Raw genomic sequence first — 24715 nt, 5'->3', positions numbered from 1 at the left:
TAGCCGGTCCGGTTTCGGCGGAGGCCTCACAGGCGTAGACTTCGAGGCAGCCGGCTCGAGCCCAAAAGGGCGCCGGCAAGGGAGCTGGCCATGACCCGCGATGCATTGCTTCTGGTTTCGCGACTGCTGTTTGCCGTGCTGTTCGTACCATCCGGCTTCCAGGCGCTCGCCAACATTGCCGGCACATCCGATTATTTCGCCGGCCTCGGCCTGCCGCTGCCGACGCTCGCCGCCTGGGGCACGGGCCTGTTCGAGTTGGTCGCCGGCTTGCTGATCCTCATCGGCTTTCAGACCCGGATCGTGGCGCTGCTCTTGGCGGCCTTCTGCGTCGTTGCCGGCTTCATCGGCCATCACGGCCAAGGGGCCGGCGATGCAACACTCGCCTTCCTTCACCAGCAGATGCTGATGAAGGACATTGCCATATCAGGCGGCTTCCTGGCGCTGGCGATGGCCGGTGCCGGCACTTGGTCGGCCGACGGTCGCGGTTTCGCTATCGGTGCGGACGTAACCTGAGCCTCGGTCAGCAGAACGCCCTATTTGACCGACACGCTCGGTCCACCCTCCACGGCCAGCACGAGCCTGCGGTTGGTGATCCGCGCCAGCTGCGCTAGGCGGCCGGCCGGCCGCTCGCCGTAGAGATCTGAGAGCGATGCCGGCAGCACCAGCGCCAGCACGCCGTTGGCGCGTTGCTCCCATTTCAGCCTGGGCATGATGCCGGGCATCGAGGCCGTCAGCAGGTAGACCACCCGCATCATCGCCGCCAGCACGCGAGCCCGCTCGAGATAGCGCGGCGTAGCCAGCGCCTTGATTTCAGGTGCGATGGATTCGTTGAAGATGCCGTCGTGACGATAGGCGTTGGCCAAAGCCAGGAAGGCACGGCCGGGATGGTCGACGCCGAAGAAAGAGGCGTGCGCGATGATGTTGAGCGATTGCCTGCCGCGATATTCGGGGTGCGCGCGCCAGCCGATGTCGGCCAGCAATGCGGCGGCGTGGCGGTAGCGCGCCTCGTCCTCGGTCTCGTCGATACCGAAGGCGGCGAAGGATTTGGCAGTCCAGTCGACCAATTCATGCGCATGGGTGACCGAGCGCGAGCGCAAACGGGCGAGTTCCTCGGACGCCGAGATCAACGGATCGGCCTTCTGCTCGACCTCGTCGAGCAGCGAGTAGAGAAAACCTTCGCGCACGCCGAGCGCCGAGACGATGATCTTCGACGGCTGCATCGCCGCCATGATCTCCTGCAGCACTATGGCGCCATAGGGCAGCAGCGAGCGGCGGTTCTTCGAGACGCCCTCGATCCCCTTGACCTTCTCGATCTCGGCTTTGGCCACCTGTTTGAGAAAATTCGTCGCGCTGTCGGCCGACATCTCGTAGTGGTGCATGACGCCAAGCGGGTAGTTGGTCATCTCCATGTGCAGGCGGGCGAGGTTTCGCCAGGTGCCGCCGACGGCGTAGAAGGGCCGGCCCTGCCCGCCTTTCAACAGCTTGGCGCGCGCCAGTTCGTCGCGCGCGATCTTCTGTGCCTGGGCAAGCGAGTTCTTCGCCATGTCCTGCAGGCGCAGGCCACCGAGCGGCAGCGTGATGCCGTCGCCGATCGCCTCGCCATTGACGTCGACCAGTTCGAGACTGCCGCCGCCCAGATCGCCGGCGATGCCATTGGCCGGGTGGAAACCGGAGATGACGCCGAGGGCCGAATAATAGGCCTCCTGGCGCCCGCTGATCACGCGGATCTCGGTCTTGAGGACCTCTTCGGCGCGATGGATGAAATCCGGACCGTTGATCGCCTCGCGCGCCGCGGCGGTGGCTAGGACATAAATATGCTCGGCGCCAGCCTGATCGGACAGCGCGCGAAAGCGGCGGAACTCTTCCATCGAGCGGGTCACCGCCTCGGGGTCGAGCTTTCCGGTCGAAACGATGCCGCGGCCAAGACCGGCGAGCATCTTTTCGTTGAACAGCATGGTCGGCGAGCGCGCCAGCCCTTCATAGACGACGAGGCGAATCGAATTCGACCCGATGTCGATGATGGATAGCGGTCGGCGGTCCTGCAGCCGGCCCTGGGAATCAGACAGCATCAGGTGGACGCTGCAGCGTTCTTCTTGCGGCGCTTGAACTGCGCAATGCGCTTGGGCGCATGCGACTTCAGCGCGTCACCCCGTCCCGACAGGCTCGGATTGGTCATGAAATATTCCTGCGCGTTGAACGGTTCCTCGCCCTCTTCCAGCACCACGCGCCGGGAGGTTCCATCAGCCAATACGTCGAAACTTTGCTGATTGTCCATGATGTTGCCCAGCATGATCTGGCCCAAAACCTGTTCATGCACAGTTGGATTGATGATCGGCACCATGGTCTCGACGCGACGGTCGAGATTGCGCGGCATCAGGTCGGCGGAGGAGATGTAGACGATCGCCTCGTCCGAGGGCAGGCCATAGCCATTGCCAAAACAATAGATACGGCTGTGTTCGAGGAAGCGGCCGACGATCGACTTGACCCTGATGTTTTCCGACAGGCCCGGCACCTGCGGCCGCAGGCAGCATATGCCGCGCACGACGAGGTCGATCTCGACCCCGGCGCGGCTGGCATCATAGAGCGCGTCGATGATGATCGGGTCGACCAGCGCGTTCATCTTCATCCAGATGCGCGCCGGCTTTCCCTCCAGCGCATGCGCGACTTCGTCGGAAATGTGCTGCAGGATGCGGTTGCGCAGCGTGAATGGCGAGATAGCCAGCCGCATTTCGGCGGTCGGCTCGGCATAACCGGTGATGAAATTGAACAGCTGGGAGACGTCGCGGGCGATCGTCGGATCGGTGGTGAAGAAGGACAGGTCGGTGTAGATGCGCGCGGTGACCGGATGGTAGTTGCCGGTGCCTAGATGCACGTAGTTGCGCAGCTTGCCATCCTCGCGCCGCACCACCAGCGACATTTTCGCGTGGGTCTTCAACTCGAGGAACCCGAACACGACCTGCACGCCGGCGCGCTCGAGGTCGCGCGCCCAGCGGATGTTGGCCTCCTCGTCGAAACGCGCCTTAAGCTCGACCAACGCGGTCACCGACTTGCCGGCTTCGGCCGCGTCGACCAGCGCGCGCACGATCGGGCTGTCGTTGGAGGTTCGGTAAAGCGTCTGCTTGATCGCCACCACTTCCGGATCGGCCATCGCCTGGCGCAGGAACTGCACGACGACGTCGAAGGATTCGTAGGGGTGGTGGACGATGATGTCCTTCTCGCGGATAGCGGCAAAGCAGTCGCCGCCATGCTCGCGGATACGCTCAGGAAAGCGCGGATTGTAGGGGGTGAACTTCAGGTCGTCGCGGGGGACGGAGACGATCTCGGAGATCTGGCTGAGCGCCAGCGGACCGGTCAGCACGCTGATGCGGCTGGACGAGACGCCGAGTTCACCGGCCACGAAATCGCGCAGTTCCGCAGGCATCAGCCTGTCGAACTCGATGCGGATCACCGAGCCGCGGCGGCGGCGCTTCAGCGCCGTCTCGAACAGGCGCACCAGATCTTCCGATTCCTCCTCGACCTCGATATCGCTGTCGCGGATGATGCGGAATGTGCCGGAACCCTTGACCTCATAACCCGGAAACAGCTTGCCGATATAGAGACCGACCGCCTCCTCAAGCGGGATGAAGCGGACATGGTGCTTGCGATCGGGAAGCCGGATGAAGCGCTTCAGCGCCACCGGCAGACGCAAGAGCGCGCTCATCTCCTCGCCATTCTTGCGGTGGCGTAGCTGCAGCGCCATCGAGAAGCCGAGATTGGGAATGAACGGGAACGGATGCGCCGGGTCGATCGACAGCGGGGTAAGCACCGGAAACACCTGGTCCTGGAAATGCTCTTCCAGCCAGACCTTCTCGTCCTTGGTCAGCGCATCGCGCGTGATGCTCTCAATGCCTTCCTTGTTGAGCAGCACGGTAAGCGCCGAAAGGCTCTTCTGCTGGTCTTCCTGCAGCCGCTCGACCTCGCGCAGCAGCTGTTCGAGCTGCTGTTCGGGGGTGCGGCCGTCAGGGCTTTTCAGCGTAATGCCTTCGCGCACCTGGCCGGCGAGGCCGGCGACACGCACCATGAAGAATTCATCGAGATTGGCGGCGGAGATCGACAGGAAGCGGACGCGTTCCAGCAGCGGATGGTGGGTGTTCAGCGATTCCTCGAGAACGCGGCGATTGAATTGCAGCCAGGAAAACTCACGGTTGACGAAGCGATCCGGGTTGCCGCCCTCTGAATTGGCCACCTCGACATTGACGAATTCGCTCTGCACCGGCTTCAGTTCGTTCATTGTCCCTGCCCACAACCGTTCCCTTGGAGCGCCGCCAGACGACGATGAACGCTCAAACATGCCTTCGTGAAGCGTGATCAGTCGCGGAATCGCTTGGCATCCGCGGTCACACGCTTAACCGGCTCAACTTATCCTCTGACAGGGTTTTGCGACAGTTTCATTTCATCGATCTTGCAAAGAGACCTGTTATGATCCAGATGCATGCGAGACTGCGTTAAGGAGACGACGATGGCAGGCGGTTCCATTCCCCATTTCCAGAACGATGCCGGCCATCCGGCGATCGACATCGGGGTCAAGGAATTCATGTGCACGGGCGCCAATCCGCCTTTCGACCACCCGCATGTGTTTCTCGACATGGGCGACGACAATGAAAAAGTCTGCCCCTATTGCTCGACGCTTTACCGCTATTCGCCGAAGCTGAAGGCAACGGAAACGCTGCCGGCAGGCTGCCTTTACATCGACCAGGCCGCCTGATTCTTTCCCGAAGGACCTGATGGACGACCAGCGCTCCCGGCAAGTCGTCATCGCCGGAGCGGGCATCGCCGGGCTGACCGCGGCACTTGCTTTTGCCAAACGCGGCTATCGCGTGCAGGTGTTCGAGCAAGCACCGCGCCTGGAAGCCGTAGGCGCCGGCCTCCAACTTTCTCCCAACGCCACACGCATCCTGCGTGACCTCAGCGTGCTCGACCGGCTGCTGCCGGCGACGGTGCGGCCAGAGGCCGTGGTGCTGAGGGATGCCAGAACGTTACGCCAATTGGCGCGTGTGCCGTTGGGACAATCAGGTGAAAGCCGCTGGGGCGCTCCCTATCTCGTCGCCCATCGCGCCGACCTGCAGAGTGCGCTGATGGCGTGTGTGGCAGAGATGCCTGATGTCCACCTCACGCTCGGGGCGCGCGTCGAAAAAATTGTGACTGGCGGCCATGGTGTCACGGCGACCGTCGAGATCGGCGGCAAAACGGCAGAGGAACAGGGCTCCTTGCTGGTCGGCGCCGATGGCGTCTGGTCGTCGGTGCGCGCGCTTGTCGATGCAAAAAGGATGGCATCGCCAAGAAGCCGTTTTTCGGGAGAGCTGGCCTGGCGCACCACCGTTGCGGCCGACAGCAGCGCCGGACAAGCCTTTGCCTCGATCGGCGCGGCCGATTGCGTCACGACTTTCCTGCATCCGGGTTTCCATATGGTCGCCTATCCCGTCAGCAAGGGCGACGCCTTCAATCTCGTCGCCTTCACCAAAGGCGAGCGCATCGCCGAGGGCTGGTCCGGCCGTGCCGATCCCGGCATCCTATCTGCCGCCATGCGCGGCACCGCGCCAGGACTCGTCAAGCTGGTGGAAATGGCCGACCCATGGTTGACCTGGCCGCTGCACACCGTGGAGCAGAAGCAGCCCTGGACAATGCCAACCGGCATTGCGCTGATCGGCGATGCCGCGCATGCGATGACACCGTTCGCCGCGCAGGGCGCGGCAATGGCAATCGAGGATGCCGCGACGCTTGCCACGCTGGTCGCCGACTTTCGCGCCGATCCGCGCCAAAGCCTCACCATCTGGGAAAATCTCCGGCGACCGCGCGTGGAGAAGGTCCTTAAGCGTGGCGCGCTCAACCGGCTTGCCTGGCACGCCCGAGGCCCGGTGGCGCTGGCCCGCAACCTCGTGCTGGCGACTCGGCCGGCGGAGAAGCTCGCTGCCGACCTCGACTGGCTTTATGGTTGGGAGGAACCGAAGGTCGTCAGGCGGTAGGTGTCGAGGCAATAGAACCGGATAGCTTTGGCGCCAGCGCCAGATCTTGGAACCATTGCGGAGTCTCAATTGTACAGCCGCATCGACCATCCCAGCGACACCGGCAGCGGGTTCCACCAGCCGGTGCGCAGGCCGGCGGTACGCAACGCTGCGGCGGTCCAGGTGTTGCAGCCGACCACCGCATTGAAATGGCCGTTCGCCTCATAGAAGCGGTCGAAGCTGGAGTAGGCCGCATTCTCGATAACGATCGGGCCGCCAGGCCCCTGCTGAAAACTGGCTTCGATGAAATCGAGCAGCGCCGCGAACTGATCATCACCAATGTCGAAGCCGGCAGCATCGGGATGCGGTTCGACGATAGCGCCAGCGACATCCACATGCATGACCGAGGCGTCGAGGGTCAGCGCCTTCATCACCGGAACGGCCTTGAGCTCGGACCAGCTCGGTGTTTCCAGATAGAAGGCGCGGCCGCCCCAGCCGAAGACGATGTAGCGCACTTCCGGCGCATCGGACGGCAGCCCGGCGTCTGCCAGGAAGTGGAAGCGCTTGCGTACGGCGGCGTCCGCCGGAATGGCGATATCGGTATGGATCGGGTTCTTCAGCACCAGTATATGCCGCGTGCCCTCGCCTGCCGACGCCGCCGGCCAGAGCGGGCGCGGCACCAGCGTGCCGAGGGTCGCCGCAAGTACGATCGCGGCCAGCAACATGAAGAGGAAACGCAGGACTTTTCTCATCGATGACGCCCCGCCGCCAACCGCATCAGCGGATCCACAAGCAAAGAGCCCGGCCGCATTGCGGCCGGGCTCTTGCGCTCGGTGTGGAACCGCTCAGTGCAGGATCTGACTGAGGAACAGTTTCGTGCGCTCGTGGCGCGGGTGGTCGAAGAACTCGGCCGGCGTGTTCTGCTCAACGATCTGGCCCTGATCCATGAAGATCACGCGGTTGGCGACTTTCCGCGCAAAGCCCATCTCGTGGGTGACGCACAGCATGGTCATGCCTTCCTCGGCCAGACCAACCATCGTCTCCAGCACTTCCTTGATCATTTCCGGGTCGAGCGCCGAGGTCGGCTCATCGAACAGCATGATGCGCGGGTTCATGCACAGCGAACGTGCGATGGCCACGCGCTGCTGCTGGCCGCCGGACAGCTGGCCGGGATATTTGTTGGCCTGTTCCGGGATCTTGACCCGCTTGAGGAAGTGCATGGCGATTTCCTCGGCCTGCTTCTTCGGTGTCTTGCGCACCCAGATCGGCGCCAGCGTGCAGTTCTCCAGGATGGTCAAGTGGGGGAACAGGTTGAAGTGCTGGAACACCATGCCGACCTCGCGGCGCACCTCGTCGATCTTCTTCAGATCGTTGGTCAGTTCCTTGCCGTCGACGATGATCTTGCCCTTCTGATGCTCTTCCAGCCGGTTGATGCAGCGGATCATCGTCGATTTGCCGGAACCCGACGGGCCGCAGATGACTATGCGCTCGCCGCGCATCACCTTGAGGTTGATATCCTTCAGCACATGGAACTCGCCGTACCATTTGTGCATGGCGATGATGTCGATGGCGACATCGGTGGTCGAGATGTGCATCTTGGCGGCGTTGACCTTGATCTCTTCGGCGCTGACGGCGTTTTCGGTGGCCATGACAGGGTCCCCTTATTCTTTTGTTAGCGTTTGTGGCCGGTGTCGAGCCGGCGTTCAGTGTACATTGAATAGCGCGACATGCCGAAGCAAAACAGCCAGAAGACGAAGGCGGCGAACACCAGGCCGGACCTGGCCGTTTGCGGCGTCGCCCAGTTGGCGTCCGAGAAGTTCTGCTTGACGACGCCAAGCAGGTCGAACATCGAGATGATGAGGACCAGGCTGGTGTCCTTGAACATGCCGATGAAGGTGTTGACGATGCCGGGAATGACCAGCTTCAGCGCCTGCGGCAGTACGATCAGCCCCATCTTCTGCCAATAGCCGAGCCCGAGTGAATCGGCGCCTTCATATTGGCCTTTGGGGATCGCCTGCAGGCCGCCACGCACGACTTCAGCCATATAGGCTGCGGCAAACAGCGACACGCCGATCAGTGCCCGCAGGAACTTGTCGAAAGTGACGCCCGCGGGCAGGAACAGCGGCAGCATGACACTGACGAAGAACAGGACGGTGATCAGCGGGATGCCACGCACCGTTTCGATGAAGATCACGCACAGCGTCTTGATGATCGGCATTTTCGAACGCCGGCCGAGCGCCAGCACTGTGCCCAGCGGCAACGACACGGCAATGCCGACGAAGGACAGGCTGAGCGTGACCAGCAGGCCGCCCCAGCGCGAGGTCTCGACATGCGGCAGGCCGAACACGCCGCCAATCAGCAGGAAGAACGAGACGATCGGCAGCACCAGGAAGAGCAGGATGGCATTCAGTCCCTTGCGCGGCACACGCGGGATCAGCATCGGCACCAGCAGAACCACGAACAGGATGGCAACCAGGATCGGCCGCCAGCGCTCCTCGATCGGATAGGTACCGAACATGAACTGGCCGAACTTGGCGTTGACGAATGCCCAGCAGGCGCCCGTCCAGCCCTCCGGCTGAATGCCGCCCTGTGCGGCAGTCGCACAGACCGTGCGGTCCGGCCCGGTCCACACGGCATTGATGAACGCCCAGTTGATGACCTGCGGCAGGACCCAGGCAACGATGGCGATGCCAAGGATGGTCAGGATGGTGTCGCCGACCGTGCCGACCAGGTTCTTGCGCACCCAGGCCACTGGGCCGCGCACACTTGTCGGCGCAGGCTGCGCCAAGGCCATTTCGGTGCGCACCCAGGACATATCGTGTTCCTGCATGGCTCTACCTTTCCACCAGCGCCATTCTGGCGTTGACCACGTTCATGACGGCTGAGGTCACCAGGCTAAGTATAAGATAGGCGATCATCATGATCAGCACACCTTCGACCGCCTGTCCGGTCTGGTTCAGGACCGTGCCGGCGGTCGCCGTCAGGTCCGGATAACCGATGGCGATCGCCAGCGAGGAGTTCTTGGTCAGGTTGAGATACTGGCTGGTCAGCGGCGGGATGACGATACGCATGGCCTGCGGCACGACAACCAGCCGCAAGATCGACCCGGACCGCAGCCCAAGTGCCGCCGCCGCCTCAGTCTGGCCCTTGCTCACGCCCCTGATGCCGGCGCGCACGATTTCGGCGATGAAGGCCGCCGTATAGCAGGACAGCGCCAGATAAAGCGACAGGAACTCCGGCTTGACCTGGAAGCCGCCGGTCAGATTGAAGGTCGATTGTTTGGGAAGATCAAAGCTCAGCGGAAAGCCGCTCAGCACATAGGCGAGCAATGGCAGGCCGACGATCAGCGCCACCGACGTCCAGAGCACCGGAAACTGCTGGCCTGTCGCCATCTGCCGCTGACGCGCCGTGCGGGCGACGAACCAGGCCATGGCAATACCGACAAGCAAGGCGACCACGATCAGCCAGGAGCCCTCGCCCCAGACCGGGCGGGGAAAGTAGAAGCCACGCTGGTTGAGGAAGGAGCCGAAGGGCAGGTGATAGCTGTCACGCGGCGCCGGCAGCACAGCAAGCACGCCGGAATACCAGAAGAAGATGACCAGCAGCGGCGGGATGTTGCGGAATATCTCCACATAGACCGTGCAGATCTTCTGGATCAGCCAGTTCTGCGACAGGCGGCCGATACCGATGACGAAGCCGATGATTGTGGCGGTGATGATGCCGGCCACGGCGACGATGATGGTGTTGATCAGGCCGACGACGATGGCGCGGCCATAGGTCGAGTCCGACGTATAGGCGATCGGCGTATCCGAAATGTCGAATCCGGCGCGTCCCCTGAGGAAGCCGAAGCCGGAGGCGATGTGCAGGCGCTGCAGATTGTCGATGACGTTCTGCACGATCCACCAGACGGAACCGAACAGGACGATGACGACCAGCGTCTGGAAGAAGAGACTGCGTATCTTCGGGTCATTGATGAAGGAAGCCCTGCTGGACTCCTCGCGAAGAACTTCCTGCGATGCCATGTGCCCGTCCCCTGAAAAGAGAAACCGGAAGGCAGATATCTGCCTTCCGGATCACATTTCGGTCAGCGGATCGGCGGAGCGTATTGCAGGCCGCCCTTGGTCCACAGCGCATTGATGCCGCGCGCGATCTTGAGCGGGCTGCCCGAGCCGACATTGCGATCGAACATTTCACCGTAATTGCCGACGGCCTTGACGATATTGACGACCCAGTCATTGGAGACGCCGAGATCGGTGCCGATCTTGGTGTCGGCTTCCTGGCCGAGAACGCGCTTGATCTCCGGGCTGGCCGAGTTCTTCATCTCATCGACATTGGCCTTTGTGATGCCGAGTTCCTCCGCGTCAAGCAGCGCGAAATAGGTCCACTTGACGATGTGGTACCACTGGTCGTCGCCTTGGCGCACCGCCGGTCCGAGCGGCTCCTTGGAGATGATCTCGGGTAGCACGACGTGATCGGCCGGCGAGCCCAGCGTCAGGCGGATGCCGTAAAGGCCCGACTGGTCCGTGGTGTAGACATCGCAGCGGCCGGCGTCATAGGCGGCGTTGACCTCTTCGAGCTTCTCGAAGACGACCGGATTGTACTCCATCTTGTTCGCCTTGAAGTAGTCGGCGAGGTTGAGCTCGGTGGTGGTGCCGCTCTGCACGCACACGGCCGCGCCCGAGAGCTGGAGCGCCGAATTGACGCCCGGCAGCTTCTTGGCGTTGATCATGAAGCCCTGGCCGTCATAGTAGGTCGTGCCGATAAAATTCAGGCCAAGCGCCGTGTCGCGATTGATGGTCCAGGTGGTGTTGCGCGACAGGATGTCGACCTCGCCGGACTGCAGCGCGGTGAAGCGCTCCTTGGCGCTGAGCGGGGTGAACTTGACCTTGGTGCCGTCACCGAAGACGGCGGCCGCGACAGCGCGGCAGAAATCCGCGTCGATGCCCTGCCAGTCACCCTTGTCGTCGGGCGCCGAGAAACCGGCCAGACCCGTCGAGACACCGCATTGGATGAAGCCCTTCGCCTTGACGGTGTCGAGCGTCGTCGCCGACGCTGCCGACGCCATAAACCCGAGCGTAGCGGCGCCAAGGATGCCGATAGCAATATGTTTCATGACCCACAGACCCTTTTCTGTTTTCAGGCAAAACCTGATCTTTTTTCCCGTGTGAACGCAGTTCCCATTCCAGCCCATTCCCGGAATCCCGCATCGTAACCGACGCGCCGCCTCCCATTCACGAACAGCATCGAAGGCGATAATTCCTGTGAGGTCAAGGGAAATGACCGAATCCGAACGTCTTTGAAAATCGATTGCCTGAAATGCCCGAATTGCAGACAAACGCGCCCGCATTTTAGTCACGGCGCGAATAAAGTCGGCAAAGCGCATTCAACGCAAATGCGGGCCAGCGGCGAAATCCATAACTGGCGCCAGCTTGGCGTCCCTGATCTGGACACCGGATGAATTGGCATGGCCGAAGACTGTCATCGGACCTGCGCCGTCAAAGCGCACGGGACATCAACCACACGCCGGCCGCCACCATCAGCGCGCCGGAAATGCGCGAGATCAACGGCCCGCTCGTGGCCGTCTTTTCCAGGAGAACGAGGATGGCGATACCGGCGATCCACAGGATGTTCATGACGCCGCCGACGAACAGCAAGGCCATCAGCGCCCAGCAGCAGCCCAGACAATAGAGGCCGTGATCGACGCCTAGCCGAATCGCACCGAGCGGCGCGGAACGGAACCCGCCATGGCTCATCAGGAACCCGATCGGCCCCTGGCATTGGCGCAAGCAGGAGCTCTTGATCGGCGTCCATTGATAGAGGCCGGCGGCGATCAGGACGAGGCCACCGAGGATCGTGCTGTCGGTTGCCATCGAGGGGTCGAGCAGGGCCAGCCGGCCGAGCAGCCATTGCGCGCCGGTCGCGGCGATGCTGAAGACGATCCAGACGGTGAGATAGCCGGTAAAAAACCATCCGGTCGAAGCGATGGGGCGGCCAGCCGCCTGCGCCTTGCGGCCGATGCCAGCATAGAGCAGCAGCAGCGGCGCGACCGAAGGCGTCATCATGCCGACCATCATCACCGCCCACATCGTGAAAATGAAAGCGAAATCGGCGAGTGTCCAGGCTCGGAAGCCAGGCGCCACGGCGGCGCCCACATCCATTCCAGCCATGTCCATATTCGACATGTCCATTGCGGCCATATCGCCGCTTGCTCCGGCCGGCATCGGGGATTCGGGCATGGCCATGTCGATGGCAAGCCACAGCACATAGGCCCAGGCGAGCACCGCAATCACGACGAGCGCGGCCATCACGACCGTGCGGTCGCGCCGCAGCACCGCCTCCAAGGCCCTGTCGCCCATTGGATCAGCTCAATGGACGACGCCGCTCTGCGTGAGATGCAGATTGGCAAAATGACTGTGCGTATCGGCCACCCCGAACTTGATCGGGCCTGTCGCCTTGGTCCAGCCGCGCCCGATCTCGGCCATTGCGTATTCGAGGCCGTGCGGCAGGTCGATGCGTGCCCGATGCTCGGCGCCGGTGACCGGATTCTTGATCGGCTCGCCATGACCGTCGGCTACGCCCTCGACATGCAGCCGTCCGGTTCGCGCGTCGACGTCGACCTCGAACTCGATCGGGGCAAAGATCGGATCATGGAATTTCTCCAGCGTGGTCGAGAAGAACTCGAATATTGTCGCGCCTGGTTCGGTGTCCTGCCCGCCCAGTATGCGAAGCAGCGCTTCACGCTGGGCCTCGCTCGCCCTCTCGTCGACAACCACCGCTGCTTCGCCGCCGCCCTGATGGATGGCGCCGGGCCAGCGGAAAATCCCGACGAGCCGCAATCCATCGAGTTTGGTGGCTCCGTGATGGCCGCTCTCGATTTCGATGCCGGCAACCGCCTGACAGAAGCCGTGTGTGGGCATGGCGTTGAACTGGCATGGGCAGCCATAGGCGCAATTGCAGTTGACGAATTCGCGCGCCTTCATCGTCCATTTGACGTTGGGCATGGCATTCCTCCCCTTGCGGCGCTCTGTGAGCGCGATACCCGGACCGGGGGATCAGGAGGAACCCTGCCAAAACCATCCGGCAGCATCTGATCGAGGCAATCCGGTGATTAATATTAGAGACTTATTATATATGTTTCGCAGCCGTCTACAATAGGTTGACCGAGGGACGATCGGCTCCGCCGACAATCACTTCCGCACACCTTGCCGAGCCCGTTTCAGGACCCCGCAGCTATGCCGTTCAGGTGGAGAATTGGCATATTCGAAGTCTATCCCTGGCGGATGGTGGGCTGTTGCGCGGTCCATGCCGCCGCACTATGGCTAGCGCCTTGTCAAACAGGCGAAGACGAAGAATGGCTAAGGACGGCAACGAACAGGGTTCCGGCAAAATGGGCATCAACACGCGGTTGGCCCATTCGGGCAACAACCCGCACGACTATTTCGGCTTCGTCAATCCGCCTGTCGTGCACGCCTCGACAGTGCTGTTCCGCAACGCCGCCACAATGGCTGGCCGCAGCCAGAAATACACCTACGGCACGCGCGGCACGCCGACGACGGACGCCCTTGCCCAGGCCATCGACGCGCTGGAGGGATCCGCCGGCACGATCGTGGTGCCGTCGGGCCTTGCGGCGGTGACTATTCCGCTGCTCGCCTTCGTGTCGGCCGGCGATCACCTGCTGATCGTCGACAGCGTCTACCATCCGACCCGTAATTTCGCCGACACGATGCTGAAGCGGCTCGGCGTCGAGGTGGAGTATTATGATCCTCGTATCGGCGCTGGCATCGCCGCCCTGATCAAGCCCAACACCAAGGTGGTGTTCACGGAATCGCCAGCCTCCAACACGTTCGAGGTGCAGGACATCCCGGCGATCGCCAAGGCGGCGCACGCGGCTGGCGCTATCGTGATGATGGACAACACCTGGGCAACGCCGCTTTATTTCCGGCCGCTCGACCACGGCGTCGACATCTCCATTCACGCGGCGACGAAGTACCCGGCCGGCCATTCCGACGTGCTGCTGGGCACGGTCTCGGCCAATGAAAGCCACTGGAAACAGCTCTATGAGAGCTTCTGCACGCTCGGCTGCTGCGCGGGTCCCGACGATGTCTACCAGGTGCTGCGCGGCTTGCGCACCATGGGCGTGCGCCTGGAGCATCACCAGCGCAGCGCGCTTGCCATCGCGTCGTGGCTCGAAGGCCAGAAGGGCGTGGCGCGCGTGCTCCACCCTGCCCTTCCCAGCCACCCGGACCACGCTCTATGGAAGCGCGACTTTTGCGGTTCGAGCGGCATCTTTTCCATCGTGCTCGCCGGCGGCGGCCAGAAGGAGCAGCACGCTTTCCTCGACGCGCTGCAGATCTTCGGCCTCGGCTATTCCTGGGGCGGCTATGAGAGCCTTGCGGTGCCAGTCTGGCTCGACGACCGCGTCGTTGCAAAGGGCCCCTATGAAGGCCCGTTGATCCGCCTGCAGATCGGCCTCGAGGATGTAGACGACCTGAAAGCCGACATTTTGCGCGGTCTGGCCGCAGCGACGGCCTAACCAGCGCGCACGGGCTGACTGCCGGACAGAATCAGCAGACGGCAGCGAGGCCTTGGCGCTGATGACAAAGCGCGAGCCGCTCGCGGCATCCCATTGCTGCGCGTCGCGCAATATTATTCTCTCGGGCCGCTGCTTTCGGGATTTGTTTGACTTTCAAATCCGTGGGTTCGGTCGCATTGCGTGCTGCACTGGTACCCTCGTCCAATCCCATTGGTCCCAACCCTGTCATGGCCTTTCGTCTTTTTGTCCCCATCCTTGCCGGCGCGACGCTGCGAGAGCGGCTGCTGGCCTGTATCGGCGCCACGATCGGCATCGCGCTGACCGGCGTGATCAGCGGGCTGGCAATGGGCGGCGGCCCGCATGTGGCCCTGCTGGTGGCACCGATGGGCGCCTCCGCCGTGCTTCTCTTCGCCGTGCCCGCCAGCCCTTTGGCGCAGCCCTGGTCGATCATCGGCGGCAACTCCATATCGGCGCTGGTGGGTGTGACGGTGGCGCATTTCATCCATGATCCGGTCATGGCCTCGGGCCTCGCCGTGGCGCTCGCCATCGCGGCTATGTCGTTCACGCGCTGCCTGCATCCGCCCGGTGGCGCGGCGGCTCTGACGGCGGTGCTCGGCGGGCCGGCCGTAGTCAGCGCCGGCTTCCTGTTTCCGTTCGTGCCGGTGGCCCTGAATTCGATCATCCTGGTCACGCTCGGACTGCTTTTCCACAGGCTGGCGCGGCGCAACTACCCGCATGTCGCTGCCTCCCCAGCCAACAGCCATGGGACGGCCGATCCGCCGGCGCGGCAGCGCGTCGGCTTCCGGCCCGAGGATATCGACGCGGCGCTGACCACGCTCGACGAAACCTTCGACATCGACCGCAACGACCTCGAACGGCTCCTGAGGCAAGTCGAGCTGCAGGCCATGGTGCGCTCACACCGGACGCTGCTTTGCCAGGACATCATGTCCCGCGACGTGGTTTCGGTGCCCGAGCAGGCCACCGCCGAGGAGGCGCGCCAGCAACTGCTCGATCACAACATCCGCACCTTGCCGGTGGTCGACGCGGATGGCCGGCTGGTTGGCGCTGTCGGCCTGCGCGAGCTGACGAAGACGACCGATGCGGTGAAGAGCGTGATGTCGAAGGCCGGCACCGCTTCGCCCGAGACACCGGCGATGAGCCTGCTTCCCGTACTGACCGACGGCCGCAGCCACGCCGTGGTCATCGTCGACGGTGAGCGGCGCATCCTCGGCCTGATCACCCAGACCGACCTGCTGGCGGCGGCAGCGCGCGTGCAGGCCGCAGACAAAGGACTGGCGGCGGCTTAGAGCAACTCCAGGAAAAGTGTGTGCGGTTTTCGGAAAAGCGCGCAGCGCTTTCCCTTGCGAATTGCGTCAACACAAAGAGTTGGAGCAGTTCGCCGTTTCCGTGAAACGGTGAACTGGTCTAGAATAGCGGAGCCAGGTTGCCGAAATCCGGGAACCTTTTTCCGGCGGGCGCATCGAACGTGCAGTCAAGCGTCTGTTCGGGGAGATCCGGTCGCGATGAGCAAGCTCGCAATACCCGTCAAAATGCCCGGGGTGGCCGAGGCTCTTTCCGGCGACATGCTGCTTGTAAAGCGAGCCCTGGCGCGCGACGCGGGCGCCTTCCGCACCATCATCAAGACATACAACCAGCGGCTCTACCGCATCGCGCGCGGCATACTGCGCAACGACGCCGAAGCCGAGGACGTCGTCCAGGAGGCCTATGTCCACGCCTTCGCCAATCTGGCGACATTTCGCGGCGACTCTTCGCTTGCCACCTGGCTGTCGCGCATCGTCATCAACGAAGCACTCGGCCGCCTGCGCAAGAGGCGCCGCACCGTGGCGATGCCCGAAAATCCGGAAGCGCAAATCATCCGCTTTCCCCTCAACCCCAGCGACGACCCGGAGCGGACGATGGCGCAGCGGCAGATTCTCGCACTTGTCGAGCGGGCGACCGACAGCCTGCCCGACATCTACCGCATGGTCTTCGTGGCCCGTGTCATCGAGGGCCTGAGCATGGAGGAAACCGCCGATCTGCTGGGCGTGCGGCCGGAGACCGTCAAGACAAGGCTGCACCGGGCGCGTAGCCTGTTGCGCAAGGCGCTGGACGACGAGATCGGCCCGGCCCTGCTCGACGCCTTCCCCTTCGCCGGCCGCCGCTGCGAGCGTTTGACCAAGGCCGTTATGGGACGGCTGGGCTTCGAATGATCCCGTCGCGATTTTGCGGGAACGTTTCTCCCGGCCGCGCATCCAATCGGCGTCAACTGGAAATGTAAGCCCGGCGCTTCCTCGCGGCCGGGCGAAGGAGGATGCCATGTTCACCCGATATACCGCCGCCCTTGCCGCCGTGCTTTTCGTCAGCGCTGCTCCGTTCGCGCAGGCCGCCGACAAGCCGACCGACCCGCAGATCGCCCATATCGCCTACACGGCCGGCGTCCTCGACATCGAGGCGGCCAAGCAGGCGATCAAGACATCGAAGAGCAAGGAGGTCGTCGCGTTCGCCAAGGACATGGAGCGCGACCATGAGGCGGTGAACAAGCAGGCGCTCGACCTGGTCAAGAAGCTCAAGGTGAAGCCCGAGGACAACGCCACCAGCCAGGCGCTGACCAAGGCGGCGGAAGAAGAACGCGCCAAGCTCGCCAAGCTGAAGGGCGCGGCTTTCGACAAGGCCTATATCGAGAATGAAGTCGCCTATCACAAGCAGGTCAACGGCGCGCTCGAAACGCTGCTCATCCCTTCGGCCAGCAATGCCGAGTTGAAGAGCCTGCTCGAGACCGGCCTCAAGATCTTCCAGGGGCATGAGCAGCACGCCGAACATGTCGCCGGCATGCTGAAATGAAGGCGGGCGTCTTGATCCATCTGCCATGGCTGGCCGCTCTGGCGCTTATGACGGCGCCGGCGGCGGCCGCAACCATAGAGGTCACCATCGACAAGCTCGTCTTCTCCCCGGCAACCGTCGAGGCGAAGGTCGGCGACACGGTCGAGTGGGTGAACAAGGATATGGTTGCCCACACGGCCACCGTCAAGGGCGGCTGGGAGGTGATGATCCCGCCGAAGAAATCGGCGAGCCTGACACTGAAGGCGGCTGGAGCGATCGACTATTTCTGCCGCTTCCACCCCAACATGAGGGGCTATATGAACGTGGCGCCGTGAGGCCTTCGCGGGCTGGCGGTGCACAGCCGCCAGCGTGCAGGCCTCGCAGGCTTTCACATGTGAGAAATCCTCGCTGCGGACGAACCGCGCCAGCACTTCGCCGATCGGCAGCAGAAGCGCCTCGGGCGAGCGCCACTTGCCACCGCCTACGAATGGTCGAGCCGCAGCGAGGCGCGCCTTGCTTCGTCCGGCCTTGTGATGTGCGTCCAGGTGCCGTCGTAGCTGGGCTTGCGCCGCTCGATCCAGGCGGCAAGGCCTTCCCTGAGATCGGCGGTCGGCGCCATGCGGGCGAACTGCTCGGCCTCGACCAACAGCCCTTCGGCGATGCTGAGGTTGATGCCGCGCGCCACCGCAGTGAGAATGCCGGCGAGCGCTGCCGGCGAATGCGTGACGATGCGGCGGGCAAGATCGTGTGCTGCCGGCATCAGCTCGGCATGCGGCACAATCTTGTTGACGAGGCCGAGTTCGGCCGCTCGTTCAGCCGAAAAGGTTGCGCCCGTCAAAAGCAGTTCAAGCGCGCGCTTGCGCCCGGCAAGCCGCGGAAGGCGCTGCGTGCCGCCGAAGGTCGGGGGCATTGCGAGATTGATCTCAGGCTTGGCGAACAGGGCGCGGTCGCTGGCGATGGCCAGCGGCACGGCCTCGGTGATCTCGCAGCCTCCGCCGAAGGCAATCCCGTTGACGGCGGCGATGATGGGTTTGCGGAAGGCTTCAAGCCTTGCCGTCAGTCGCTGGCCGCGCAGGACGAAGTCGCGCAGCGCCACATCCGTGCCTGCGGCGACACTCAATGAGAATTCGCCGATATCGCCGCCGGCGGAGAAGGCGCGTTCGCCGGCACCGGTCAGGATGACGGCGCGGACCGCATTGTCGGTCTCTATCGTGTCGAGGATCGCGAGCAGGCGATCGATCAGGGCGTAGTTCAGCGCATTGAGCTTTTCCGGGCGGTTGAGGGTGAGGACGCTTACCCCGTCGCGGGTCTCGTTCAGGACAAGATCGGCCATTGTTCTTCCTTTCCAGATACCACGGAAAGGGATCACTCTTTCGATTGCGTGTATATTCACTAGTCGGTATACATGGCTCATGCCTGAAGCCGCCAGCCCGACCCGCAAACGCATCGTCGATGCCGCGACGAAGCTGTTCTATGCCGAGGGAATCGGCCGCGTCAGCGTCGACGCCGTCGCGGAAAAGGCCGGCCTCACCAAGCGGACGCTTTACTACCACTTCAAGAGCAAGGACGACCTGATCGCCGCCTATCTCGACGGGCGGGACCAGCCCAATCTGCGGCAAATGGCCGGCTGGTTCGATGCCGCCGAAGGGGGCGCGGACCGCAAGGCCGAGGCGATCTTCAGCAATCTGGCGCGGGCTGCGCGCCACCCGAAATGGAAGGGATGCGGTTTCCTGCGCACGGCCGCGGAACTCGCTTCGATGCCCGGCCATCCGGCGATCAAGGTCGGATCACGCCACAAGTCGAGTTTCGAGGCATGGCTGGCCGGCGCGTTGTCGGACCACGGCGTCGAGGAACCACAGGCGGCGGCGCGCGAGATCGTGCTTTTGATCGATGGCTCCTTTTCGATCATGCTGGTCCACCGCAATCCCGATTACATCGAGGCGGCAGGACGAGCAGCGGCGACGCTTGTCCGGGTCAGATCGCGGAACAAGGACTGAACCAGCCGTGGCTTGGAACGCAGCCGGCAAGCATGGTATCGCAATGCCAGGGAGGCGGTGATGCGTATCATCTTTCGATGTGATCCAATGTTGATCGAGCATTTGCCGCGCCCGATCCCGGCGCGCGGCGCTCTGCCGGAATGGCTGCGCGCCATGCCCGCCACCGCCTATTCGGCGATCCACGGCCGCGACATTCGCACGCTCAAGCAATGCCCACCCGTTGTCGATGCGATGACCTATGGCTTCATGGTCCTGCTGCCGTGCGACGTCGTCGTCGACAAGGGCACCTTTTCGTGGGACTGGCAAATTCCAGAACCGGTCACGCAGAACCACCCCAGAGCGCCATTGAGCTTCCACACACCGGGGCAGCTCGCCGGCAGCCCGTTTGCTACGCCCGGCCAAGCCGCCCTCAAATTCAACAGCTTCTGGACCATCGAGGTCGAGGAAGGCTGGTCGCTGTTCGCGACGCATCCGGTCAATCGCGAGGATCTTCCTTTCAGGCTGGTGACTGGGCTGGTGGATTCCGACCGGTTCAGCGATGGCGGCATCAATTTCCCGGCGGTCTGGACGGAACCTGGGTTCTCCGGCGTGCTCGGGAAAGGAACCCCGGTCGCACAGTGCTTTGCGGTTCCGCGGGCGACGCCGCAGCTGGAATACGAGGTGTTCGACGAAGAACGGCAGGCGTCTTATGCGCGCACCGTCGGTAATGTCCTGTCAACGCCGGGTGTCTACCGCAAGCGGTTCCGCGCCCGGCGGGGGCGCTCCACTGGCGAGTAAGCGACGCAGTGCTTCCTCATCGAGCCACAGCCGACCACTCGGCGCCGATGTAAGCGCCATGGCGATGACGCCGAACGTGGATGGGCGCAGACGATAGGCCGTTGAATACGCCAGCATCGCCCCATCCAGATCACCAGTTTCCTGCAAGACGACGCCCAGATTGACGGCAGCCTCCGGGGTATCGGGGCTCATCTCCAGCACGCGTCGATAGGCCTGGGCAGCGGCGCCGAACTTGCGCATGTCCTGACGCACCAACCCGAGATCAAACCAGGCAGAAGGATGCCCGCCGCCAGCGACGGCGCGTTCGAGCAAGTCCTCTGCCTCAACAGACGCGCCGCGTTGCCAGGCAAGGCGCCCGAGGCGCGCCGCAGCCTCCTCGGATTTCGGATCCCGTTGCAAGACGAGTGTCCACCATTCGCCCGCGGCCAAAGCATTGCCTGCCTGATCAAGGGTACGTGCCCGCTCGATCAGTATTTCCGCCTGTGATGACAGCTTTGCCGCGCGATCCAGCTGTTGCAACGCTGCCTCGAACCGGCCGTCGGCCCGAGCAATCCTGCATGCCAGAATCAAAGCGGGCACATTATCCGCATGAGCGGCCAGGCTCGTCTCGATGCGCGTGCGAGCTCCCGACAAATTCGCCCTGGCGAACAGGATCGCCGCCAGAAGATGGCAAAGAGCCGGATCGTTCGGGCGTTGCTTCAGGCCTAACTCGCACAGCTGCATTGCCTGGCCGTGATTGCCGGAATTGAAAGCAGCCACCGCACGTCGGATCAGATCGCCACTTTCGACTTGATTCGTATCCGTCACCGCTTTTACCACTCCGGTTAGAACCCGAAGGCCAGCCATGCCGTGCCGGCGACGAGAGTGATCAGCGTCAGCGGCAGGCCGACCTTGAAGAAGGCACCGAACGACAAGGGCGTGCCGGCAGCCTTGGACTGCTCGGCGACGATCAGGTTGGCGACCGAGCCGAGCAGCGTGAAATTGCCGGCGAGCGTTGAACTCATCGCCACCACCAGCCAGGCCCGTTCGGGGTTTTCCAGCCCAGGTATGAACGGCCGCAGCGCCAGCACCGCCGGAACATTGCTCATGATGTTGGAGAGCACCGCGGTGAAGCTGGACAGGCGCCAGACATCGTCGAGGCCGAGATTCTTGGCCGAGGCGATGAGATCCGGCGTCAGCAACGTCCTTTCGGCGCCGGCGACCACCACGAACAAACCGGCGAACATGAACAGCAGCGGGCCATCGATCTCACGGTAGATGCGGTCCGGCTTGATGGCGCGGGTGAGCAGGAGAATGGCTCCGCCGATCAACGCCGCCTTGGCAACGGGGACGCCGGCGAAGAAGGCGATGGCCAGCCCGATGCAGACGATCACGGCTTTCAGCACCTGCCCGCGATGCATCCGGCCGCGCGAGACATGCGGCGTCAATTCAGCGGTGCGGGTGAATTCGGCGCGATAGACGATGCGCACGATGACGATGACCGCGACGAGACCGAACAGGGCGACCGGCGCGAGTGCCGCCGAAAAAGCGGGATAGGAAATGCCCGACAGCGCGCCGATGACCATGTTCTGAGGATTGCCGGTGATGGTGGCGACGCTGCCGCAGTTCGAGGCGGTGGCGGTGGCGATCAGGTACGGGATCGGGTTGCGATTGATGACGCGGGTGACGTGGACGACGATCGGCGCCATGACCAGGCAGATGGCGTCGTTGACCAGGAAGGCCGACAGCACGCCGGTCAGCAGCGTCACCATCACCAGGAGCATGAAGGGCGCGTGCGCGTGTTCGATGGCGATGGCGCCCAGGCCGCGAAAGGCGCCAGAGACCTTCAGATGCGCCACCACGATCATCATGCCGAGCAGAAGCGTGATCGTGTCGAAATTGATGGCGCGGTAGGCGTCCTCCATGCTGATCGCGCCAACGGCGATCATCGCGGCGCCGCCAAGCAGCGCGATGCCTGCCCGGTCAAGACGCAAACCGGGGATGCGGCCGATGGCGACGCCGGCATAGGTCAGGACCAGGATCAGCAGTGCCGCCGCGCCCATCAACGTCATTGGTAAGAAGCCCTGCTCGATCTGGTGGCGCCGATGCGTCCGCCTGGTGGTTCTTTTGCATGTCAACTTTAGCGATGTCGAGATTGACGACAAACGGGGCGGTACCGCTAACGCCGATAGAAATCCAGCCGCTGTTGCAATGCCTGCGGCGAAAACAGTCGCTCGACGGTCTGCCGCGCTTTGTGGCCCATGTCAGCCCGCAGCGCTGGATCGGCCTTGAGCTCGGCCAGGATGCGCGCCGCCTGTTGCGTCGACTCGAACAGAAAACCGTTTTCGCCATGGCTGATATAGTCGGCATAGCCGCCATGCGCATGGCAGACCACGGGCAAACCGCAGGCCATCGCCTCGAACACCACGCGGCCGAATGTCTCCACATGCGAGCCGGTGCGATAGTAGAAGACGTCGAGCGTCGGCAAAAACTGCTCGGCGGCAAACTGGCCCTGCGGCAGGAGTTCGAGTTGCGGATGCGGCGCGAGCCTGTCCTTCAGCGGCATGCCGCCCTGGATCCGTACCGCAACGCCATCGGCCAGCAAGGCCTCGTAGAGCGCCACATCGTCGGCATGATGCTTGTCCGCCGTGTCGCGGCTCAGCCGCCCCACCGTGAACGGGCCGTCCGGCCTTGCCGGTCGTGGTGAAAAACGCCCGATATCGATCGGCGACGGATGCACGACGCCTTCGACCTGCAGCATGCGCTTCTGGAATTCCGAGATCAGCACCAATTCGGCGCCGGGCCAGCCCAGCAGGCGCGGCATGCCGGTCGTCAGCCCGATGATCTTCGGGTGAAAGGTGTTGAAGACATAGATCAGCCGGCGTGGCCGCCGGATCAGGTAAGGCCAGATTTTGTTGCGCCAATGCGCGCCGAGGAAGACATAGGTGCCGCCGTCCGGCACCTCGCGCTTTGTCAGCGACACGCGGCGAATCGGAAATTGCCGCATCAGTTCGTCGGACACGCGCGAAGAGGTTGCCCAAAGACACACCTGCTGGTCGGCACTCAACAGCCGATACAGGTCCAGGGTTTCGCGTTCGCTGCCGCCAAACGGGTTCTGAAAGCCGTTGAACAAATGGATCATGATCGCCGCGCTTGCCTGGCCCGGGCCATCCCGCCACTCGTTCGCCCGGCACCGAAACAGGTCGTGACTGCGCCGGTGGCCCGGAAGACCGAGGAGATCAAGAAAGCAGAAATGTCTCTGGCGACGCCCAATACATCACCTTAGCCGGAGGAAGCACACCGGCAAGACGGCGTCAAGGAAGCGGCGACCTCAGCCTTCACGCGCAGCAAGGCTGCGGTCAATGCACCGTGGCGGCGCCGGACTGAGACACCAGGGCGGCTTCCGCCGGGTCGAAACTGACCTGATCGCGGCCATTCGACTTGGCGGCATAGAGCCGTCTGTCTGCGGCGGAGAATATCGCCTCGTAAGTCGTCGGCCCGATGAAGCTGGTGCCGCCGATACTGACGGAAAGCGGACAGGCGCGGCCGCCAGGCGAAAAGTCCATTTCGCGAATTCGCCGGCGGATGCCTTCGGCAACCAGCCAGGATTGCGAGGGGTCGACACCGGGAAGAAACACGCCAAACTCCTCGCCGCCGATGCGGCCGACGATATCGCTGCCGCGCAGCTGTCCCTTGATCGCCTGCGCGATGAGCTTGAGCGCCTGGTCGCCACAGTCATGGCCGAGGCGGTCGTTGATAGACTTGAAGTGGTCGGCATCGATGATCAGCAGCGCGCCGGAACGGGTCTGTTCCTGCTTGCGGGTCTCCTCCAGATAGGCCTCGACCAGCATCGAGAAGGCGCCGCGATTCAGCACGGCCGTCAGACTGTCGGTGGCGGCGATGACGCTGAGGTCGCGCTGAGCTATCGCCAGCTGGCGAATCTTCCACATGAGAAAAAACAGAAACGACCCGCCCAGCACCAGGGGCAGCATGAGATCCGTCATTTGCGCGCGCCAGACAGCCTCGGGCGAGAGATAGGGGAAATTGAAGGAATCGACGAAAAACGCCACGGCAATGAAGAATACCGTGCCGGCGGCGGTGGCAGCGATCACCCTGCCCCAACTGGTCGACGACAGGTCGAACTTCATCCCATTCCACTCCGTTAGCCGTCGCTACTATGACGCGCCAACGCAAACAAATTGATAAGACTTTCCCTTCAATTCGAGATCAGGGAGCCGGAGCATGCTCGCCCAAATGGACCGCCGTGCCCCGGCGGTGAACGCAAGCCCGCCGACTAAATTTCGCGCGATGCGGGGAATTCAGAACGTCGATGGTTCGGCGCCGGTCCACTTGCTTCGACAACGAAGGATGCCGCGATCAGGTCGTCGGCATCCAGTTGTAGGGACCCGTCGCCCGCCCCCATGATGGCCGCGACCTTGTGGAAGGTCTTCATCTCATGATCGGAAATTTCGGCATCCTGCATTCTGGCTCTGAGTTGAGCGATACGCCGCCCCAGGGCGGGGGACGTTCCAATTTCACGTTTCGACATGGCCTCGTTTTCTCCTCCCCCAACCCGCGCTTGTTTTGTCCCGCCCGTTCGCCGGCCCGCACATTGCCTTTTATGAGGC

General features: G+C 63.2%; 25 protein-coding genes. 10 read left to right on the top strand and 15 right to left on the bottom strand.

Annotation, left to right across the window (positions count from 1 at the left end; translation table 11 throughout):
• Positions 1–90: 90 nt before the first annotated feature.
• The gene (locus tag CK228_RS14945) at positions 91–513 is read left to right on the top strand and encodes a DoxX family protein (RefSeq protein ID WP_095770598.1); all 423 of its coding nucleotides are present in this window, start codon (positions 91–93) and stop codon (positions 511–513) included.
• A gap of 20 nt (positions 514–533) precedes the next feature.
• Here CK228_RS14945 and ppx read toward each other — a convergent pair whose 3' ends face one another.
• On the bottom strand, positions 534–2069 hold the full coding sequence (gene ppx, locus CK228_RS14940; protein WP_095788333.1) for an exopolyphosphatase: 1536 nt from the start codon (positions 2067–2069) through the stop codon (positions 534–536).
• A complete protein-coding gene (locus CK228_RS14935; RefSeq protein WP_095788332.1) occupies positions 2069–4270 on the bottom strand; it encodes an RNA degradosome polyphosphate kinase in 2202 nt (733 codons plus the stop codon). Before CK228_RS14935 ends, ppx begins: the two co-directional genes overlap by 1 nt.
• Before the next feature lie 228 nt (positions 4271–4498).
• Here CK228_RS14935 and CK228_RS14930 point away from each other — a divergent pair, with 228 nt between their 5' ends.
• Both CK228_RS14930 and CK228_RS14925 read left to right on the top strand, forming a co-directional pair.
• On the top strand, positions 4499–4744 hold the full coding sequence (locus CK228_RS14930; RefSeq protein ID WP_015318409.1) for a zinc-finger domain-containing protein: 246 nt from the start codon (positions 4499–4501) through the stop codon (positions 4742–4744).
• A gap of 19 nt (positions 4745–4763) precedes the next feature.
• Complete coding sequence (locus CK228_RS14925; RefSeq protein WP_095788331.1) at positions 4764–6002, top strand: FAD-dependent monooxygenase; 1239 nt, start codon at positions 4764–4766, stop codon at positions 6000–6002.
• 65 nt (positions 6003–6067) lie between these two features.
• Here CK228_RS14925 and CK228_RS14920 read toward each other — a convergent pair whose 3' ends face one another.
• The 7 genes from CK228_RS14920 to CK228_RS14890 form a co-directional block, all read right to left on the bottom strand.
• The gene (locus CK228_RS14920) at positions 6068–6733 is read right to left on the bottom strand and encodes a TIGR02117 family protein (RefSeq protein WP_095788330.1); all 666 of its coding nucleotides are present in this window, start codon (positions 6731–6733) and stop codon (positions 6068–6070) included.
• A 93-nt stretch (positions 6734–6826) separates the two neighbouring features.
• Positions 6827–7630: an amino acid ABC transporter ATP-binding protein gene (locus CK228_RS14915; RefSeq protein ID WP_010915400.1), complete on the bottom strand. Its 804-nt coding sequence runs from the start codon at positions 7628–7630 to the stop codon at positions 6827–6829.
• 23 nt (positions 7631–7653) lie between these two features.
• Positions 7654–8811: an amino acid ABC transporter permease gene (locus CK228_RS14910; protein WP_095770603.1), complete on the bottom strand. Its 1158-nt coding sequence runs from the start codon at positions 8809–8811 to the stop codon at positions 7654–7656.
• Between the two features lie 4 nt (positions 8812–8815).
• Positions 8816–10003 (bottom strand): amino acid ABC transporter permease, encoded by a 1188-nt coding sequence (locus CK228_RS14905; RefSeq protein ID WP_095788329.1) that lies wholly within the window; start codon positions 10001–10003, stop codon positions 8816–8818.
• Positions 10004–10065: 62 nt separating this feature from the next.
• Positions 10066–11094 (bottom strand): amino acid ABC transporter substrate-binding protein, encoded by a 1029-nt coding sequence (locus tag CK228_RS14900; protein ID WP_095770605.1) that lies wholly within the window; start codon positions 11092–11094, stop codon positions 10066–10068.
• 382 nt (positions 11095–11476) lie between these two features.
• Positions 11477–12337, bottom strand: coding sequence for a DUF2182 domain-containing protein (locus CK228_RS14895; protein WP_095770606.1), 861 nt, complete (start codon positions 12335–12337; stop codon positions 11477–11479).
• Positions 12338–12346: 9 nt separating this feature from the next.
• Positions 12347–12982, bottom strand: a complete 636-nt coding sequence (locus CK228_RS14890) for a DUF1326 domain-containing protein (protein WP_095788328.1) — start codon at positions 12980–12982, stop codon at positions 12347–12349.
• A 350-nt stretch (positions 12983–13332) separates the two neighbouring features.
• Between CK228_RS14890 and CK228_RS14885 the strand changes: the two genes are divergently transcribed.
• The 5 genes from CK228_RS14885 to CK228_RS14865 all read left to right on the top strand — a co-directional run bounded on the left by CK228_RS14885 (position 13333) and on the right by CK228_RS14865 (position 17669).
• Positions 13333–14514: a cystathionine beta-lyase gene (locus CK228_RS14885; protein WP_095788327.1), complete on the top strand. Its 1182-nt coding sequence runs from the start codon at positions 13333–13335 to the stop codon at positions 14512–14514.
• 227 nt (positions 14515–14741) lie between these two features.
• Positions 14742–15821, top strand: a complete 1080-nt coding sequence (locus CK228_RS14880; protein WP_095788326.1) for an HPP family protein — start codon at positions 14742–14744, stop codon at positions 15819–15821.
• Positions 15822–16037: 216 nt separating this feature from the next.
• The gene (locus CK228_RS14875; protein ID WP_179295918.1) at positions 16038–16724 is read left to right on the top strand and encodes an RNA polymerase sigma factor; all 687 of its coding nucleotides are present in this window, start codon (positions 16038–16040) and stop codon (positions 16722–16724) included.
• Between the two features lie 106 nt (positions 16725–16830).
• Positions 16831–17355 (top strand): DUF4142 domain-containing protein, encoded by a 525-nt coding sequence (locus CK228_RS14870; protein ID WP_095788325.1) that lies wholly within the window; start codon positions 16831–16833, stop codon positions 17353–17355.
• A complete protein-coding gene (locus CK228_RS14865) occupies positions 17352–17669 on the top strand; it encodes a cupredoxin family copper-binding protein (RefSeq protein WP_095788324.1) in 318 nt (105 codons plus the stop codon). Before CK228_RS14870 ends, CK228_RS14865 begins: the two co-directional genes overlap by 4 nt.
• A gap of 146 nt (positions 17670–17815) precedes the next feature.
• On the opposite strand, the gene CK228_RS14855 is transcribed toward CK228_RS14865, so the two are convergent.
• Positions 17816–18667 (bottom strand): crotonase/enoyl-CoA hydratase family protein, encoded by an 852-nt coding sequence (locus CK228_RS14855; RefSeq protein ID WP_095788323.1) that lies wholly within the window; start codon positions 18665–18667, stop codon positions 17816–17818.
• A 79-nt stretch (positions 18668–18746) separates the two neighbouring features.
• Between CK228_RS14855 and CK228_RS14850 the strand changes: the two genes are divergently transcribed.
• Positions 18747–19331, top strand: a complete 585-nt coding sequence (locus tag CK228_RS14850) for a TetR/AcrR family transcriptional regulator (protein WP_095788322.1) — start codon at positions 18747–18749, stop codon at positions 19329–19331.
• An 87-nt stretch (positions 19332–19418) separates the two neighbouring features.
• Entirely contained in the window at positions 19419–20108 is a 690-nt protein-coding gene (locus tag CK228_RS14845) for a hypothetical protein (RefSeq protein ID WP_245318023.1), read from the top strand.
• On the opposite strand, the gene CK228_RS14840 is transcribed toward CK228_RS14845, so the two are convergent.
• From CK228_RS14840 to CK228_RS14820, 5 genes are all read right to left on the bottom strand, one after another.
• A complete protein-coding gene (locus CK228_RS14840; RefSeq protein ID WP_095788450.1) occupies positions 20046–20915 on the bottom strand; it encodes a tetratricopeptide repeat protein in 870 nt (289 codons plus the stop codon). The two genes, CK228_RS14845 and CK228_RS14840, sit on opposite strands and share 63 nt — an antisense overlap.
• 17 nt (positions 20916–20932) lie before the next feature.
• The gene (locus CK228_RS14835) at positions 20933–22159 is read right to left on the bottom strand and encodes an anion transporter (RefSeq protein WP_095770615.1); all 1227 of its coding nucleotides are present in this window, start codon (positions 22157–22159) and stop codon (positions 20933–20935) included.
• 107 nt (positions 22160–22266) lie between these two features.
• A complete protein-coding gene (locus CK228_RS14830) occupies positions 22267–23229 on the bottom strand; it encodes a glycosyltransferase family 4 protein (RefSeq protein WP_095788321.1) in 963 nt (320 codons plus the stop codon).
• Positions 23230–23446: 217 nt separating this feature from the next.
• On the bottom strand, positions 23447–24235 hold the full coding sequence (locus CK228_RS14825; RefSeq protein WP_095788320.1) for a GGDEF domain-containing protein: 789 nt from the start codon (positions 24233–24235) through the stop codon (positions 23447–23449).
• A 146-nt stretch (positions 24236–24381) separates the two neighbouring features.
• Complete coding sequence (locus CK228_RS14820; RefSeq protein WP_095770618.1) at positions 24382–24636, bottom strand: hypothetical protein; 255 nt, start codon at positions 24634–24636, stop codon at positions 24382–24384.
• Between the last annotated feature and the right edge of the window lie 79 nt (positions 24637–24715).

The organism is Mesorhizobium sp. WSM4312 (genome assembly GCF_002294875.1).
Classification (GTDB): Bacteria; Pseudomonadota; Alphaproteobacteria; order Rhizobiales; family Rhizobiaceae; genus Mesorhizobium.
The sequence above is the reverse complement of the archived record's forward strand: the minus strand, read 5'-3'. Positions and strand labels throughout refer to the sequence as shown.